This is a genomic window from Frateuria sp. (genome assembly GCF_035944355.1).
Classification (GTDB): Bacteria; Pseudomonadota; Gammaproteobacteria; order Xanthomonadales; family Rhodanobacteraceae; genus Frateuria_A.
Genome location: NZ_DASZBH010000016.1, coordinates 55,646 through 68,749 on the forward strand (window position 1 = coordinate 55,646; position 13,104 = coordinate 68,749).

Annotated in this window: 16 protein-coding genes; 2 read left to right on the forward strand and 14 right to left on the reverse strand. The window is 69.9% G+C overall.

Annotated elements, in window-relative coordinates; genetic code table 11:
• Positions 1-506 precede the first annotated feature (506 nt).
• The 3 genes from VGU03_RS13165 to VGU03_RS13175 form a co-directional block, all read right to left on the reverse strand.
• Positions 507-1,511 (reverse strand): YheT family hydrolase, encoded by a 1,005-nt coding sequence (locus tag VGU03_RS13165; RefSeq protein WP_327481238.1) that lies wholly within the window; start codon positions 1,509-1,511, stop codon positions 507-509.
• Entirely contained in the window at positions 1,508-2,302 is a 795-nt protein-coding gene (locus tag VGU03_RS13170; RefSeq protein ID WP_327481240.1) for a lysophospholipid acyltransferase family protein, read from the reverse strand. The genes VGU03_RS13165 and VGU03_RS13170 overlap by 4 nt, the downstream gene beginning before the upstream one ends.
• A 123-nt stretch (positions 2,303-2,425) precedes the next feature.
• The gene (locus VGU03_RS13175) at positions 2,426-2,902 is read right to left on the reverse strand and encodes an Lrp/AsnC family transcriptional regulator (RefSeq protein ID WP_327481242.1); all 477 of its coding nucleotides are present in this window, start codon (positions 2,900-2,902) and stop codon (positions 2,426-2,428) included.
• Positions 2,903-3,049: 147 nt separating this feature from the next.
• Here VGU03_RS13175 and phhA point away from each other — a divergent pair, with 147 nt between their 5' ends.
• Entirely contained in the window at positions 3,050-3,949 is a 900-nt protein-coding gene (phhA, locus tag VGU03_RS13180) for a phenylalanine 4-monooxygenase (RefSeq protein WP_327481244.1), read from the forward strand.
• Here phhA and VGU03_RS13185 read toward each other — a convergent pair.
• From VGU03_RS13185 to VGU03_RS13235, 11 genes are all read right to left on the reverse strand, one after another.
• Positions 3,907-4,626 (reverse strand): GDSL-type esterase/lipase family protein, encoded by a 720-nt coding sequence (locus VGU03_RS13185; protein WP_327481246.1) that lies wholly within the window; start codon positions 4,624-4,626, stop codon positions 3,907-3,909. The two genes, phhA and VGU03_RS13185, sit on opposite strands and share 43 nt — an antisense overlap.
• A 61-nt stretch (positions 4,627-4,687) precedes the next feature.
• On the reverse strand, positions 4,688-5,374 hold the full coding sequence (locus VGU03_RS13190) for an RES family NAD+ phosphorylase (protein ID WP_327481248.1): 687 nt from the start codon (positions 5,372-5,374) through the stop codon (positions 4,688-4,690).
• Between the two features lie 84 nt (positions 5,375-5,458).
• Positions 5,459-5,851: an MbcA/ParS/Xre antitoxin family protein gene (locus tag VGU03_RS13195; protein WP_327481250.1), complete on the reverse strand. Its 393-nt coding sequence runs from the start codon at positions 5,849-5,851 to the stop codon at positions 5,459-5,461.
• Positions 5,852-5,936: 85 nt separating this feature from the next.
• Positions 5,937-6,647 carry an SGNH/GDSL hydrolase family protein gene (locus VGU03_RS13200; protein WP_327481251.1) on the reverse strand — a complete coding sequence of 237 codons (711 nt, stop codon included), beginning with the start codon at positions 6,645-6,647 and terminating at the stop codon, positions 5,937-5,939.
• Positions 6,637-8,403: a DUF885 domain-containing protein gene (locus VGU03_RS13205; RefSeq protein ID WP_327481253.1), complete on the reverse strand. Its 1,767-nt coding sequence runs from the start codon at positions 8,401-8,403 to the stop codon at positions 6,637-6,639. Before VGU03_RS13205 ends, VGU03_RS13200 begins: the two co-directional genes overlap by 11 nt.
• A 128-nt stretch (positions 8,404-8,531) precedes the next feature.
• A complete protein-coding gene (locus tag VGU03_RS13210) occupies positions 8,532-9,233 on the reverse strand; it encodes a YafY family protein (RefSeq protein ID WP_327481255.1) in 702 nt (233 codons plus the stop codon).
• A gap of 57 nt (positions 9,234-9,290) precedes the next feature.
• Entirely contained in the window at positions 9,291-9,917 is a 627-nt protein-coding gene (locus tag VGU03_RS13215; protein WP_327481257.1) for a glutathione S-transferase family protein, read from the reverse strand.
• Between the two features lie 11 nt (positions 9,918-9,928).
• Positions 9,929-10,333, reverse strand: coding sequence for a GFA family protein (locus VGU03_RS13220; protein WP_327481259.1), 405 nt, complete (start codon positions 10,331-10,333; stop codon positions 9,929-9,931).
• Complete coding sequence (locus VGU03_RS13225; protein WP_327481261.1) at positions 10,330-11,067, reverse strand: NIPSNAP family protein; 738 nt, start codon at positions 11,065-11,067, stop codon at positions 10,330-10,332. The genes VGU03_RS13220 and VGU03_RS13225 overlap by 4 nt, the downstream gene beginning before the upstream one ends.
• On the reverse strand, positions 11,064-11,228 hold the full coding sequence (locus VGU03_RS13230; RefSeq protein ID WP_327481263.1) for a hypothetical protein: 165 nt from the start codon (positions 11,226-11,228) through the stop codon (positions 11,064-11,066). Before VGU03_RS13230 ends, VGU03_RS13225 begins: the two co-directional genes overlap by 4 nt.
• 11 nt (positions 11,229-11,239) lie before the next feature.
• Positions 11,240-11,848 carry a DJ-1/PfpI family protein gene (locus VGU03_RS13235; RefSeq protein ID WP_327481265.1) on the reverse strand — a complete coding sequence of 203 codons (609 nt, stop codon included), beginning with the start codon at positions 11,846-11,848 and terminating at the stop codon, positions 11,240-11,242.
• Positions 11,849-12,054: 206 nt separating this feature from the next.
• Between VGU03_RS13235 and VGU03_RS13240 the strand changes: the two genes are divergently transcribed.
• Positions 12,055-13,071 (forward strand): class 1 fructose-bisphosphatase, encoded by a 1,017-nt coding sequence (locus tag VGU03_RS13240; protein ID WP_327481267.1) that lies wholly within the window; start codon positions 12,055-12,057, stop codon positions 13,069-13,071.
• Positions 13,072-13,104 lie beyond the last annotated feature (33 nt).

A 13,104-nucleotide genomic window follows, 5' to 3' on the forward strand; every position in this document is an offset into this window, starting at 1 on the left:
GCAAATCTTGCGTCCGCGTCCGCGGATCGGCGCGCGCAAAAACGCCCCGGAGGTGGCGATGGCGAGGCGGAACGCTCGGCGCTGATGCAGATGGCCCAGCGCACGCGTTCCAATCCGTCGATCAATCCGGAGACCGAAGCGGAGCTGGGCAAGGGCGGCAACCCGCAGGGGACGCGGCACTAGAGCGGAGATCCACGCCTCGGCAGTCCTTACCCAGTCCTGCCCCCGCGAGGGCGAGGGAAGGCGTGCCGGAGTCGGACAGGGGGCGCGCTCGGACGCGGCAACTCACCGAACGCATTACGCCACCAGCACGAACCCGACATTCGATCACCACGTCGGCGCCGATCCGCGCGACAGCGCCGGCATGCCCTGGCGGTTCGGCCAGGGGACGATCGCGCGATGGCACGGGATTGCGGCATGGCGTGTCGGGCATCCGCCGGGGATCCCAGCATGCGGGCCGCCCGGCCCGGTCCGCGCGAACGGCGCCGGCGGAGACCGAGGACCGGCTACGGCGTGATCGCGTTGAAGCGCGCGGCGATGTAGTCGTCGGTGAAGCTGGCCATGTCGCGACCGCGGATGAAGCCGCAGTGGCCGCCGTAGTCGGCGATGTCCAGTTCGATGCTGGGCGGCAGCTGCAGCTGCTCGAACGCAGCCACCGGGATGACCGGGTCATCGCGCGCGGTGAGGATGGTGGCCGGCACGGACGCGGCGGCCAGCGCGTCGCGCGCCACCGAATAGCCGTCCAGATAGGCCTGGAGCGAGCCGAAGTCGGTGTGCCTGAGCACCAGCGCCTCGGTCAGGCCGCGCAGGCTCTGCTTCAGTTCGGCCAGCTCGAAATACTGCCGCTGCGGGAAGGCCTTCTGCTTGGCCTTCAGCGACTGGCGCCACTTGCGCATGAAATAGGCCTGGTAGATCCAGGGCGCGTGTTCCTCCAGCGAGAACAGGCCTTCGCTCGGGTCGATGATCGGGCACACCGCCAGCGCGTAGTCCAGCGGCACGCCCGCCGCCGGCGCGCGCAGCGCGGCGCGCAGGGCGAAGTTGCCGCCCAGCGAGAAGCCGGCCAGCGCGGTCACCGGCCGCGGCCAGCGCCGCGTGATGTCGCCCAGCGCGTGCATCACCTCGTCGATGCGGCAGGAATGGAACAACGCCTCGTTGAGGTGGTGGCTTTCGCCGTGGTCGCGGAAGTTGAGGCGGAATACGTCCCAGCCTTCGCGCAACAGGCGGCTCCCGGTCTGCAGCACGTAGGTGGAATCGACGCTGCCTTCCCAGCCGTGGAACAGCACGGCCAGACCACGCGCCGAGCGACCATCGCGCCGGGCCGTGTAGGCACCGGTCAGGCGCACGCCGTCGCCGCCGTCGACCACCACCGGCTCGGCACCCTCGGCTACCTCGTAGGCCGAGCGTGGCAACAACAGCCGGCGCACGCCGCTGGACGAGAGCATGGTCTGGATATGTCCGCTGGTCAGCGGCCAGGGGGGACGGAAATCCTTTCCGCGCGGCAACTCGCTCATGCGTGGGCGTCGTCCAGCGCGGCGGCGATGCGCTCGCGCGACAGCTCGGCCATGCGCCGGCGCGCGTCGGGCATCGCCGGCACGGGTTGCAGAAAATGCACCTCGGCGTCCAGCGGCGCCTCGCCCAGCATGCGCAGCAGATTGCCCATGAAGTTCTCGTGCTCGCGGAAGCCCGCGTCGATCACCCGCTTGCCGTTGCGGGCGAAGCGCAGCGCCACCGGCTGCACCGGCACCGGCGCATCCAGCGCAGCCTGAAAGATGCGCGCGTGGAACACCTTGAGCACGCCGTTGTGGCCCGTGCCGCCCTCGGGAAACACCGCCACCGAGCGGCCGCCGCGCAGGCGCTCGACCATGGTTTGCATCACCGAGGCGAGCGAATGGTTGCTGCCGCGACGATGGAAGATCGTGCCGCCGCTGGCGGCCAGCCAGCCCACCAGCGGCCAGCGCGCGATCTCGGCCTTGGCCACGAAGCAGGCGGCGCGCTGGCTGTGCAGCAGCTCGATGTCGATCCACGAGGTGTGGTTGGCCACGAACAGCACCGGGTCGCGCAGCGGCTGGCCGATGCGCACCGAGCGCAGGCCGAAGATGCGCATCAGCACGGTCGACCACCAGCGGATCATGCGGTGGGCGAACGGCTCGCGGCCGTCGACCATCACGCGATGCTTGTTCCAGCTCAGGATGAAGGCGCACAGCACGATGCCCAGCACGATGTGCAGCAGCAGCAGCGGCACCCGCCACAGGTAGCGCACGGGTCGCCAGGGATCGCGGGCGGGGGTGGGAGCGGTGTCCATGAGCCGGCAAGTTTAGCGTTTTCGTTCGTGCGGGCGCGCCTTCCTGCCATTCGGCTCGACCGGACCGGCCTTTCCCCCGTTCCATGGGAAGGTGCCCGAGGACGGATAGGAGCGATCTGGCCCTTAGCCCTCCAGCTGGCCCAGCGGCAGCGAAGGCGAGCGCTTCACCGTCCGCAGCACGAAGCTCGAGTTGGCGTCGGCCACGCCGGCGTCGTTGAGCAGCCGGTCCAGCAGGAAGCGCGAGAAATGGGGCAGGTCCGCCACGTAGACGTGCAGCAGGTAGTCCATGTCGCCGGTCAGCGCATGGCAGGCGACCACCTCTTCCCAGCCGGCGACCTTCTCCACGAAGCGTTCGATCGCCCCGGCCTCGTGCCGTGCCAGCTGCACCCGCACGAAGGCCTGCAGGCCCAGCCCGACCGCCTGCGGATCGATCTGCGCGGCGTAGCCGGTGACGATGCCCTCGCCCTCCAGCCGCTGCAGCCGGCGCAGGCAGGCCGAGGGCGACAGGCTGACCCGCTCGGCCAGCTCCGCGTTGGTGATGCGACCCTCGCCCTGCAGTACGGCGAGCAGGCGCAGGTCGATGCGGTCCAGCTTGGGCATGGCACTTTGCTCCACGTTCGGGCGTCCGAGCGCAAGAATACTGCGTGGTATCACGGACACGTCACAACAAACGCAACCTTCGTGCGGCATCGGCGGCGTATTCTTCGGGTTCAGGGTGTCACCCCGCCCCGCGCCACCGGAGCCGCCATGCAGACCGCCGCCACGCCACGCAAAGTCGAACATCAGCAGACCGACCGCGGCTACGTGCCGGTCTACGCCACCGGCGTGGTGGAGCAGCCCTGGTCCGCCTACAGCCGCACCGACCACGAGGTCTGGGACATGCTGTTCAAGCGCCAGCGCGAGCTGCTGCCGGGGCGCGCCTGCCAGGAATTCCTGGACGGTGTGGCCAAGTTCGGCCTGGGCGAGGGCGGCATCCCGAAGTTTTCCGAGATCAACCTGGTGCTGGCCAAGGCCACCGGCTGGGAGCTGGTGGCGGTCGAGGGCCTGCTGCCGGACGAGGTGTTCTTCGACCACCTGGCGCACCGCCGCTTCCCGGTGAGCTGGTGGATCCGCAAGCCCGACCAGCTGGACTACCTGTCCGAGCCGGACCTGTTCCACGACCTGTTCGGCCACGTGCCGTTGCTGCTCAACCCGGTCTTCGCCGACTACATGCAGGCCTACGGCCGCGGCGGCATGAAGGCGCACGCGATCGGCCCCGAGGCATTGATGAACCTCACCCGCCTGTACTGGTACACGGTGGAGTTCGGCCTGATCGATACGCATGAAGGCATGCGCATCTACGGCGCAGGCATCGTCAGCTCCAAGGGCGAGTCGATCTACAGCCTCGACTCGGACGCGCCCAACCGCATCGGTTTCGACCTTGCGCGCGTGATGAACACCCGCTACCGCATCGACACCTACCAGCAGACCTACTTCGTGATCGACAGCTTCGAGCAGCTGTTCGAGGCGACCACCCCGGACTTCACGCCGATCTACGCGAGCCTGCGCGAGAAGCCCCCGCACGCGGCGGCCGACGTGCTGGACGCCTCCGACCGCGTCTTCCACTACGGCAGCCGCGAAGGTTTCGCCGCCAACGCCGATACCTGAGCGGTCCCCTGCCGCCGCGCCGCCATGCGTTGCGGCAGCAGGCCGCCTTGCTTGAGCCAGTCGCACACCACGCCGGTCCACAGTGCGTAGCCCTGCGCGTTCAGGTGCAGCCCGTCCACATCGAACCAGCGCGGGTCGGCTTGCCCGTCCACGCCCAGCATCGGACCGTGGATGTCCAGGAACGCGACTGCGCGTTCGCGCGCGCAGGCGCGGATCAAGGCATTGGCTTGCCTGATCAACGGCAGTTGGGCTCGGCGCGAAAGGTTGGGCTTGATCGAGATATAGGCGAACGGTACCTCGCCCGCCCAATGGCGCGCGCAGGTGACGAACGCGCCGAAGTCGTCGCGCACCTGTTCGGGCGGCTTGCCGGCCGCCAGGTCGTTGCCGCCGGCGTACATCACGATGGCCGCCGGGTGATACGGCGCTACCAGTTGCCGGGCGAAGTACAGGCTGTCGGCGATCTGCGAGCCACCGAAACCGCGGTTGATGGTCGGCACCTGCGGGAAGTCGGCGGCCAGGGTGCGCCACAGCCGGATCGAGGAACTGCCCACGAACAGCACGGCGCCCGGGGGCGGCGGCTGGAGCCGGTCGATCGCCCCGAACGCCGCGATCTCGCTTTGCCATTCGATGAAATCGGCCGCCTCGCCGCCGGAGGGAGAAGGCGATCCTTCAAGCATGGCCCCAAGCTAGGCGAACGGCGGTCAAAGCCGCGTGGGCAGGCTGGGGCGTAGGCGCCGCCTAGGGCCGCTTAAGTTCGCTTACCTGGAGCACCTGCGCGATGCGGGTCCCGTCCCAGCGGTAGATGAAGTGCTGCGCCTGCATGCAGGGCGCCACCACGTCCGGATAGAACGCCGCCACGCACTCGCCGCCGGCATGGCGCGCACTGTCGTAGACGATGCCGTTGGATCCGGCCTCGTGCAGCGTCCGGGCCAGCGCGATGCTGGCCGCGTAGCTGTCCGCGGCGTGCGCCGCGGGCCAGCCGCCACGGATGTCGTGCAGCTTGCAGTCGATGCTGGTGCGATAGCAGCGCATCTCGATGTCGCAGGCCGGCTCAGCCGTCGCCGCCAGGAAACGCTCGCGGTGGTAGACGGTTTCCTCCACCGCCGTGACCGTGCCGTGCGCCGCGTAGAACACGCCCCAGCGGCCGTCGGAGAACCGGCTGCCCTCGGGGTTCAGATGAGTGAAGGCGGCCATCACCGGCGTGCTGCCCGGCCCGCTGATGCGCCGCTGCGGCGGCACCAGTTTCAACGCGCCGGCCTCCTCGCGCAGGCGCGGATTGGTCAGCGCCTCGACCGCGAACAGCGCGTCGAGATCGCGTGGATCGGCGATGCGGTCGAACACGCCCACCGGCGGAAAGCGGCTGGGCACGATGCGGTAGGCGTGGGTCCAGCGGATGCGTCGGAGCGGCGGCAGGTCGAGGGGCATCGGTGTGTCCGGTGGGCATCCCCACGCGGGCGCGGGAGGAGCCGAGCATGCAGCGGGCCGGTGTCGCCGGCTGCGACGCACGGCTCAGCCGCGTTGCGCGTCCAGGTACTGGCGCACCACGTAGAGGTCGCCGACGTTGCCCGAAAGCATGCGCTCCAGCGCCGAATGGCCACCGAACAAGGGCGACTGGTTGGGCTTGCGCAGCCAGGCGTCGGCCTGGGCCGGATCGGGAAACAGGATCTGCAGCGATTTCCAGATGCCCAGCAGGTAGCTGATCCGCTCGACCACGTCGCGGCCGGGGTTGCCGTCCTGGTCGCGCTTCCACTTGAAGAAAGTCGATTCGGCCGGGTCGCCGAGCAGGCGGCGCTGCTCGGCGATGCGCAGTTGCCAGTACTCGGCGATCCGGAAGAAGGAGCGCAGCGCCGGACCGCCAAGCTCGCTTGCGGGGGCCTGTTCGTGGCGCGGGTGGGCCAGCATGCGGACTCTCCTTATGGAGTTCGCGATCAGTTTACTGCATTTGTGAAGCCATGCGCAAAAACATGGCGGGACTCGCCGAACGAGCTCAGGGGCGCGCCACGATGTCCAGCCAGGTCCGCACCAGTCGCACCCACACGGCGTAGCCCTGCCGGTTCATGTGCAGGCCGTCCTGGACGAACCAGCGCCGTTGCGGTTGCCCGTCCGGCCCCAGCATGGGCGTGAAGGCGTCCAGATAGTCCACGCCGTGCTGCTGCCTTGCGTAGTCGCGCACCAGCGCGTTCGCCTGGCGGATCTGCGGCAGCAGCTGCCTGCGCGCCATGCTCGGCTTGATCGCGATGAAGGCGATCGGCACCCCCGGATCGAGCGCCCGCGCGCGCCCTACGAAAGCCGCGAAGGCGTCGCGCACCTGCGCGGGCGTGCAACCCTCGGCCAGGTCGTTGTCGCCGGCGTAGAACACGATGGCGCGCGGGTGGTAGGGCGCCACCAGGCGTCCGGCGTAATAGGTGGCGTCGGGAATGCGCGACCCGCCGAAGCCGCGGTCGAGTACCGCGCGCCCGGGAAAATCCTGCGCCAGCGTGCTCCACAGGCGGATCGAGGAACTGCCGACGAACAGCACCGGGTGCGGCGGCGGCGCGTGCGCGCGATCGGCGGCGGCGAAGGCGGCGATGTCCGCGCGCCATTGCTCCGGCTGCCCGGCGCACGCCTGCGCCCGTCCGGGCAGCAGCGCGAAGGCCAGCGACAGCCAGGCGGCCCCCGCCCACAGCGGGCTGAGGTGGATGCGCAGCTTACGGAGCATGCTTGCAGTCACAGCCATAGTCGGGCTCCGGGCCGCCTTCGGCGATGAAACGGTCGATGCGCTTCTGCAATACCGGCAGCGGCACCGAGCCCAGTTGCAGCACGGTGTCGTGAAAACGGCGCAGGTCGAACTTGCCGCCCAGCGCCTTCTCGGCGCGCGCGCGCAGCTCGCGGAGCTTCAGATAACCCAGTTCGTAGGACAGCGCCTGCCCCGGCCAGCTGATGTAGCGGTCGACCTCGTTGGCGATCTCGCGCTCCGACAGCGCGGTGTTGTCGGTCAGATAGTCGATGGCCTGGCTGCGGCTCCAGCCCAGGTGGTGGATGCCGGTATCGACCACCAGCCGGCAGGCGCGCCACATCTGGTAGGTGAGGTAGCCGAAGCGCTGGTAGGGCGTCCGGTAGATGCCCATCTCGTTGCCGAGGTATTCGGAGTACAGGCCCCAGCCTTCGCCGAAAGCGGAGATGTAGCCCTGGCGGCGGAACTCCGGCTGGCCTTGCTGCTCGGCGGCCAGTTCGAGCTGCAGCGCATGGCCAGGATAGGACTCGTGCAGGGTCAGCGCCGGCATGTTGAACAGCGGGCGCGAAGGCAGGTCGTAGGTGTTGACCAGGTACGCATCCGCGCCGCCGCGGCCGGAGGTGTAGTAAGGCGCGATGTCCGCCGGCACCGGCACGATAGCGAAGCGCGCGCGCGGCAGATGGCCGAAATAGCGGCCCAGCTGGCCGTCCACCTGCTTGGCCACCCAGGCGGTGCGCATCAGCAGTTCCTCGGGCGTCTTGGCGTAGAACTGCGGGTCGGTGCGCAGGAAGCGCAGGAACGCGGGAAAGTCGCCCTTGAAGCCGCTTTCCTTCATCGCCTCGAGCATCTGCGCGTGGATCTGCGCCACCTGTTCCAGGCCGATCCCGTGGATGGCGTCGGGGTCCAGGTCCAGCGTGGTGTACTCGCGGATCTGCTGGCGGTAGAACGCCTTGCCGTCGGGCAGCGCCTCGGCCGCGAGCGTGGTGCGTGCGTGCGGCACGTAGTCCTGGCGGAAGAAAGTCAGCAGCTTGGCGTAGGCCGGGATCACCTGATCGCGGATGCGCCGCAGCGCCTCGCCCTGCAGGGCCTGCGCCTGGTCCGGCGGGATCGCTGCGTCCATGTGCTTGAACGGCTCGTAGAAGCTGCTGGCGGTCGGGTCCTTGAGCTCGGCCACCGCGGCGATCGACACGTCGCGCCCGTCCAGCACCGCGCGCGGCACCGAGAAGCCGCGCTCCAGGCCCAACCGCATGTTGGCGATCTGCTGGTCGAAGTAGGCCGGGACCTGGCCCAGCCGGTCGAGGTAACGGCGATAGTCGGCCGGCGTGCGCAGATGGTCGCCGTCGAGCTCGTAGCCCAGATCGCTCCAGAACGCCGAATCGCTGTTGAAAGGCATCTGCCAGGTCTTGAAGCGCTGGTCGGCCAGCAGGTTGGCGATCTGCGCGCGGTAGACCGCGTAGTTCACCTGCTCGGCGGGCGACAGCGCATGGAAGTCCAGCGCATCGAGCTGCGCCAGCACTTCCTGCCAGCGCTGCAGCCGCTGCTGCTGGCTGGCCGCATCGACGTTGTCCAAGCGGCCGTTGTTCGGCTGCGGCTCGCCCGAGGCGCTGATGTCGCCCTGCCCGGTGCGCCAGGCCCATTCGTGCGTATAGATCGCACGGAAGCGGTCGTCGGCGTCGGTGGCATGCGCAAGCGGGGCCAGCGTCAGGCCCGCGGCCAGCAGTGCGCCCAGCAGGTGTTTCATCGTGGACTCCTTGCGCGGGGAAGATGCCGATCATCGCAAAGAAGGGGCGCGGATGCCGACGATGGACACCTCTTGCATCGGCTCCCGGTGGGCATCTGGCGGCCAGGCGTTGCCACCGCCTTCCGAGCCTAGACGCCGCCGTAATACCCGCGCATGGCATCGAGGTAGGCGTCCAGGTTGCGCCCCTCGCCCGCGGCGAAGCATTCGCCGGTCTCATCGAGCTGGTCGATGCGGTCGGGGCGGAAGTTGCGGAAGGCGCTGCGCAGGCGGCACCAGGTGCCGAGCGTCCACTTGCCGCCCCAGAAGGCCAGGCACAACGGCTCGACCTCGCGCGTGCTGGCCTGCCCGCCTTCGTCGCGGTAGACCAGCCGCAGGACCTGTTGCGCCTCGATGGCCGCGTGCAGGCGGTCGATCCGCGCGGCGAAGGCGAGCGCCATCTCGTCGCGGTAGACCGGCGCGTAGATACGCGTGCGCGCGGCGCGCTCGCGCAGTTCCGCCGGCAGCACCGCCTCGATCTTCATCAGCGCCGCCTGCGCGCCATCGGCCAGTCGCCCGCCGGCGAAGGCGCGCACGAAACGCGTGCCGACCACCAGCGATTCGAGTTCCTCGGCGGTGAACATCAGCGGCGGAATGTCCGCGCCCTTGCGCAGCACGTAGCCGACGCCGGCCTCGCCCTCGATCGGCACGCCGGAGAGCTGCAGGTCGGCCACGTCGCGGTAGACCGTGCGCAGCGACACGCCCAGCGTCTCCGCCAGCGAGCGCGCCTGCAGCGCGGTGCGGCGCCCGCGCAAGGCGTGGATGATGAGGAACAGGCGATCGGCGCGGCGCATCCACGCATGATCGCCGAGGCGCGATGCGCGAACCAGTGCAGCACCGCGCGGCCCCGCTCAAGGACGGCTGGCGAGGAACTGCGCATCCTTCGCCTCGGCGCGCTGCATCGCCGGGCGCGCGCGCACGCGGTCGATGTACTGGCGCACCGGCGGCAGCTCGGGCACCAGCTTGAACATCGTGGTCCAGTGCAGCGCGGTGCCCCACAGCACGTCGGCGGCGCTGAAGCGTTCGCCGAGCAGCCAGGGCCCCGGCGTGAGCTGGGCGACGATCGCGTCCAGCACCTCCTGCCAGCTGCCGTAGGGCGACATCATGTGCGGCGGCGGGTCGCGCTGCATCGAGCGGTCCAGCAGCGCCGGCTCGAAGCACGAGCCGTAGAACACCATCCAGCGCAGGTACGGCCCGCGCAGCGGGTCGCCGATGGCAGGCGCCAGCCCCTTCTGCGGGTACAGGTCGGCCAGATACATCATCACGGCCGGCTGCTCGGTGACCATCGCCTCGCCGTGGCGGATCGCCGGCACCTTGCCCAGCGGGTTGAGCGCCAGGTAGGCCGGGTCGCGCTGGGTGCCGGCCTTCAGGTCGAGCAGGTGCAGGTCGTAGTCGACGCCCAGCTCCTCCAGCAGCGCCAGCGTGCCGCGCGAGCGCGACTGCGCGGCGTGGAAGAAGGTCACCTTCGGTACGTTCATGGCATGGCCTCCTAGAGATAGCTGGTGATGGCCGGCGAGTTCATCCAGTGGTCGTGGCGCCCGTCGAAGTAGCGCACCGGCGCGTCGGCCAATTCCTGCGGGGTGGCGTCGTCCAGGCAGGCCAGATTGACGCTGACGAAGTCGCCGCCCAGCTGCTCCAGGTGCCCGGTACCGAACGGCTGGATGCCGCAGTGGCGGCAGAAGCGGTAGTGCATGCTGTGGGTGCCGAACTGGTAGTCGGCCAGCGCCGCCTCGCCTTCCAGCAAGCGGAACGCCTCCGGCCTGACGAGCGCGCCCCAGCGGCGCGTCTTGCCGCAGATCGAGCAGTTGCAGCAGCCGGTGCCGGCCGCCAGGTCGATGTCGGCGGCGAAGCGCACCGCGCCGCAGTGGCAACTGCCGTGGTAGGTCCTGGTCATGCCGGCTCCTTGCGCATGGCGTCGGAAGGGGTGCCGCGCAGCAGCGAGCGCGGCGTGGGCGCCAGACGCAGGATCTCCGGCCTCGCGTCAAGGCGATGGATCCAGGCGGCGACCGCCGGCTCCGCCGCCGCCGCGCCCTGGAACCGCACCTGCGCCGCGGCGTCGGCGAAGGCGGCGAACCAGACGAACACGCACTCGCCCTCGCGCACCGGCAGGCGCGGGTAGGTGTTGCGCGCCGGCTCGGTGATCCATTGCGCCAGCACCGTTGCGCCGAGCCGTTCCAGCGCCGGCCGCACCTCGACGTCGAAGCGGCGCGCGAGCACGGCGGCATCGCCCGGCGGCAGCGGGCAGATCGTGGCGGCAAGCAGGCCGGCGGGGGCGCGTTCGCCCGCCGGCGGCCGGCTCAGCCCGTCGAGCGCAAAGCCGTGGACCGGGCGCAGCAGCAGGACGTCGTCGGAATCGACCATGGTGGCGTTGGCCGCCTCGCGGTGCGCGCGCCAGACCGGGCCGTCATAGAACGCGGCCAGCGCGGCGGCGCGCGATTCCATGTCCTGGAAGCTGCGCAGCCAGACGAAGCGGTTCGCATCGTCCAGATCGCGGAACTGGCCGGGCAGACCGATGCCGAGCGCTTCCTGCGATTCGACGAACTCGCGCTCGAACAGCTCCACCAGACGCTCGCGCTGGCCGGGGCGCAGCGTGTACTGGCGCAGTTCCAGCAGGCCGTGTGCGTTCATGGGCGCCGCCCGAACAGAGCGGCGGCCAGCGCCAGCAGGCTCATGCGCCAGCGTGGCCGCGCCTGCGAGACCGGCGGCAGTGCATGCGGCCCTTCGACCAGCCGGTTGCGCCCGGCCAGCGGACGGTAGGCGTAGGCGACCTGATGGAGGAGCGGATGCATGGTCGCCCTCCTCACGCCGCGGCCGCTTCGCCGACGCACCACGGCGGCAGCTGGGCGTGCTTGAACAGGCGGTACCAATGTTCGCGGTCGGCCGGGCCGTAGAGCTCCAGGGTGCGGATCACCTCGCGCGCGAAGTCCACGCTGCCCAGGTGGCTGGCGGTGATCGTGCCGCCGTCGCTGACCGCCAGCACCGAGGCGTCGTACTGCGTGCTGCCGCCGTAGCCGGGCACCTGGCCGTCGATGTGGCCGGCCCAGTTGCCGGTGTGGCGGCAATGCTCGAGCAGGCCGGCGCGGGCGAGCGCGAGCACGCCCGAGTCGATGCCGGCGGCGACCGCGCCGGCGCCATGCAGCTGGCGGATCGCCGCCACCGCCGCCGCGCCCTCGCCACGCTGCCACAGGTGACCGCCGGGCACGATCACCAGGGCCGCGCGGCCGAAGTCCAGCTCGGCCAGGCTCAGCTGCGGCTGCACCGCCAGGCCGCCCATCGAGACCACCGGCGCGCGGGTGAACCCCACCGTCGCCACCTGCCAGTCGCCCGGCCGGCGCACCTCGCACAGCGCCAGTGCCGCCTGCCAATCCGCAAAGCCGTCGAACACCAGGAAATAGACCGTGTCACGCATCGCCGCTGCCTCCGTTGCAAGGCGTACAGGATGGAACGGGGCTGCTGCCAACGTGATGTCAGCAGTGGGGCAAGGGGAAGACTGCAGAACGAACGGCCTCCCCTACCCACCTCGGCGGGGCCGGGGAGAAAGGACGCAGAAGCACGCCGGGTCGCCATTCACGCGCGCCCCGTAGAATGCGCGTTCCTTCCTGCCACGGACCCGACATGAAGCCTGTCTCGCTGATCCAGTTCCTGATCGAGGAACGCCGTGCCGGCCGCATCAATGCCGAGCTTTCGCTGCTGATCGAGGTGGTCGCGCGCGCCTGCAAGCGCATCGCGGTAGCCACCAGCAAGGGCGCGCTGGGCGGCGTGCTGGGCAACGCCGGCAGTGACAACGTGCAGGGCGAGGCGCAGAAGAAGCTGGACGTGATCTCCAACGAGATCCTGCTGGAAGCCAACGCCTGGGGCGGCCATCTGGCCGCCTGCGCCTCGGAGGAGATGGAGGATCCGCAGCCGATCCCCGACATGTATCCCAAGGGCAACCACCTGCTGCTGTTCGATCCGCTGGACGGGTCCTCCAACATCGACGTCAACATCTCGGTCGGCACCATCTTCTCGGTGCTGCGCTGCCCCGAGCACGTCACCGAACCGAAGGTCGAGGACTTCCTGCAACCGGGCACGCAGCAGCTGGCCGCCGGCTACGTGGTGTACGGGCCGGCCACGCTGCTGGTGCTGACCTTCGGCCACGGCACGCACGAGTTCACGCTGGACCGCGAGGTCGGCAGCTTCATGCTAAGCCGGCGCGACATCCGCATTCCGGCCGAGACCGCCGAGTTCGCCATCAACATGTCCAACCAGCGCCACTGGGAGGCGCCGATGCAGCGCTACGTGGGCGAACTGCTGGCCGGCAAGGAAGGCCCCAGGGCCAAGGACTTCAACATGCGCTGGGTCGCCTCGATGGTGGCCGACGTGCACCGCATCGTGACCCGCGGCGGCGTGTTCTTCTACCCGCTGGACGCCAAGATCAAGGCCAAGGGCGGCAAGCTGCGGCTGATGTACGAGGCCAACCCGATGGCCTTCATCGTCGAGCAGGCCGGCGGCGCGGCCACCACCGGCCGCGAGCGCATCCTGGAGATCCAGCCGGCCGGCCTGCACCAGCGCGTGCCGGTGTTCCTGGGCTCCAGGGCCGAGGTCGAGGTGGCTACGCGCTACCACCGCGAGGCCGACGTCGCCCACGCCTGATCACACGTGGACTGATCACGCATGGCCTGACCG

Excerpts from the sequence above, each read along its gene's own strand:
- VGU03_RS13165 (WP_327481238.1), bottom strand. The coding sequence starts at position 1,511 with ATGAGCGAGTTGCCGCGCGGAAAGGATTTCCGTCCCCCCTGGCCGCTG.
- VGU03_RS13170 (WP_327481240.1), bottom strand. The coding sequence starts at position 2,302 with ATGGACACCGCTCCCACCCCCGCCCGCGATCCCTGGCGACCCGTGCGC.
- VGU03_RS13175 (WP_327481242.1), bottom strand. The coding sequence starts at position 2,902 with ATGCCCAAGCTGGACCGCATCGACCTGCGCCTGCTCGCCGTACTGCAG.
- phhA (WP_327481244.1), top strand. The coding sequence starts at position 3,050 with ATGCAGACCGCCGCCACGCCACGCAAAGTCGAACATCAGCAGACCGAC.
- VGU03_RS13185 (WP_327481246.1), bottom strand. The coding sequence starts at position 4,626 with ATGCTTGAAGGATCGCCTTCTCCCTCCGGCGGCGAGGCGGCCGATTTC.
- VGU03_RS13190 (WP_327481248.1), bottom strand. The coding sequence starts at position 5,374 with ATGCCCCTCGACCTGCCGCCGCTCCGACGCATCCGCTGGACCCACGCC.
- VGU03_RS13195 (WP_327481250.1), bottom strand. The coding sequence starts at position 5,851 with ATGCTGGCCCACCCGCGCCACGAACAGGCCCCCGCAAGCGAGCTTGGC.
- VGU03_RS13200 (WP_327481251.1), bottom strand. The coding sequence starts at position 6,647 with ATGCTCCGTAAGCTGCGCATCCACCTCAGCCCGCTGTGGGCGGGGGCC.
- VGU03_RS13205 (WP_327481253.1), bottom strand. The coding sequence starts at position 8,403 with ATGAAACACCTGCTGGGCGCACTGCTGGCCGCGGGCCTGACGCTGGCC.
- VGU03_RS13210 (WP_327481255.1), bottom strand. The coding sequence starts at position 9,233 with ATGCGCCGCGCCGATCGCCTGTTCCTCATCATCCACGCCTTGCGCGGG.
- VGU03_RS13215 (WP_327481257.1), bottom strand. The coding sequence starts at position 9,917 with ATGAACGTACCGAAGGTGACCTTCTTCCACGCCGCGCAGTCGCGCTCG.
- VGU03_RS13220 (WP_327481259.1), bottom strand. The coding sequence starts at position 10,333 with ATGACCAGGACCTACCACGGCAGTTGCCACTGCGGCGCGGTGCGCTTC.
- VGU03_RS13225 (WP_327481261.1), bottom strand. The coding sequence starts at position 11,067 with ATGAACGCACACGGCCTGCTGGAACTGCGCCAGTACACGCTGCGCCCC.
- VGU03_RS13230 (WP_327481263.1), bottom strand. The coding sequence starts at position 11,228 with ATGCATCCGCTCCTCCATCAGGTCGCCTACGCCTACCGTCCGCTGGCC.
- VGU03_RS13235 (WP_327481265.1), bottom strand. The coding sequence starts at position 11,848 with ATGCGTGACACGGTCTATTTCCTGGTGTTCGACGGCTTTGCGGATTGG.
- VGU03_RS13240 (WP_327481267.1), top strand. The coding sequence starts at position 12,055 with ATGAAGCCTGTCTCGCTGATCCAGTTCCTGATCGAGGAACGCCGTGCC.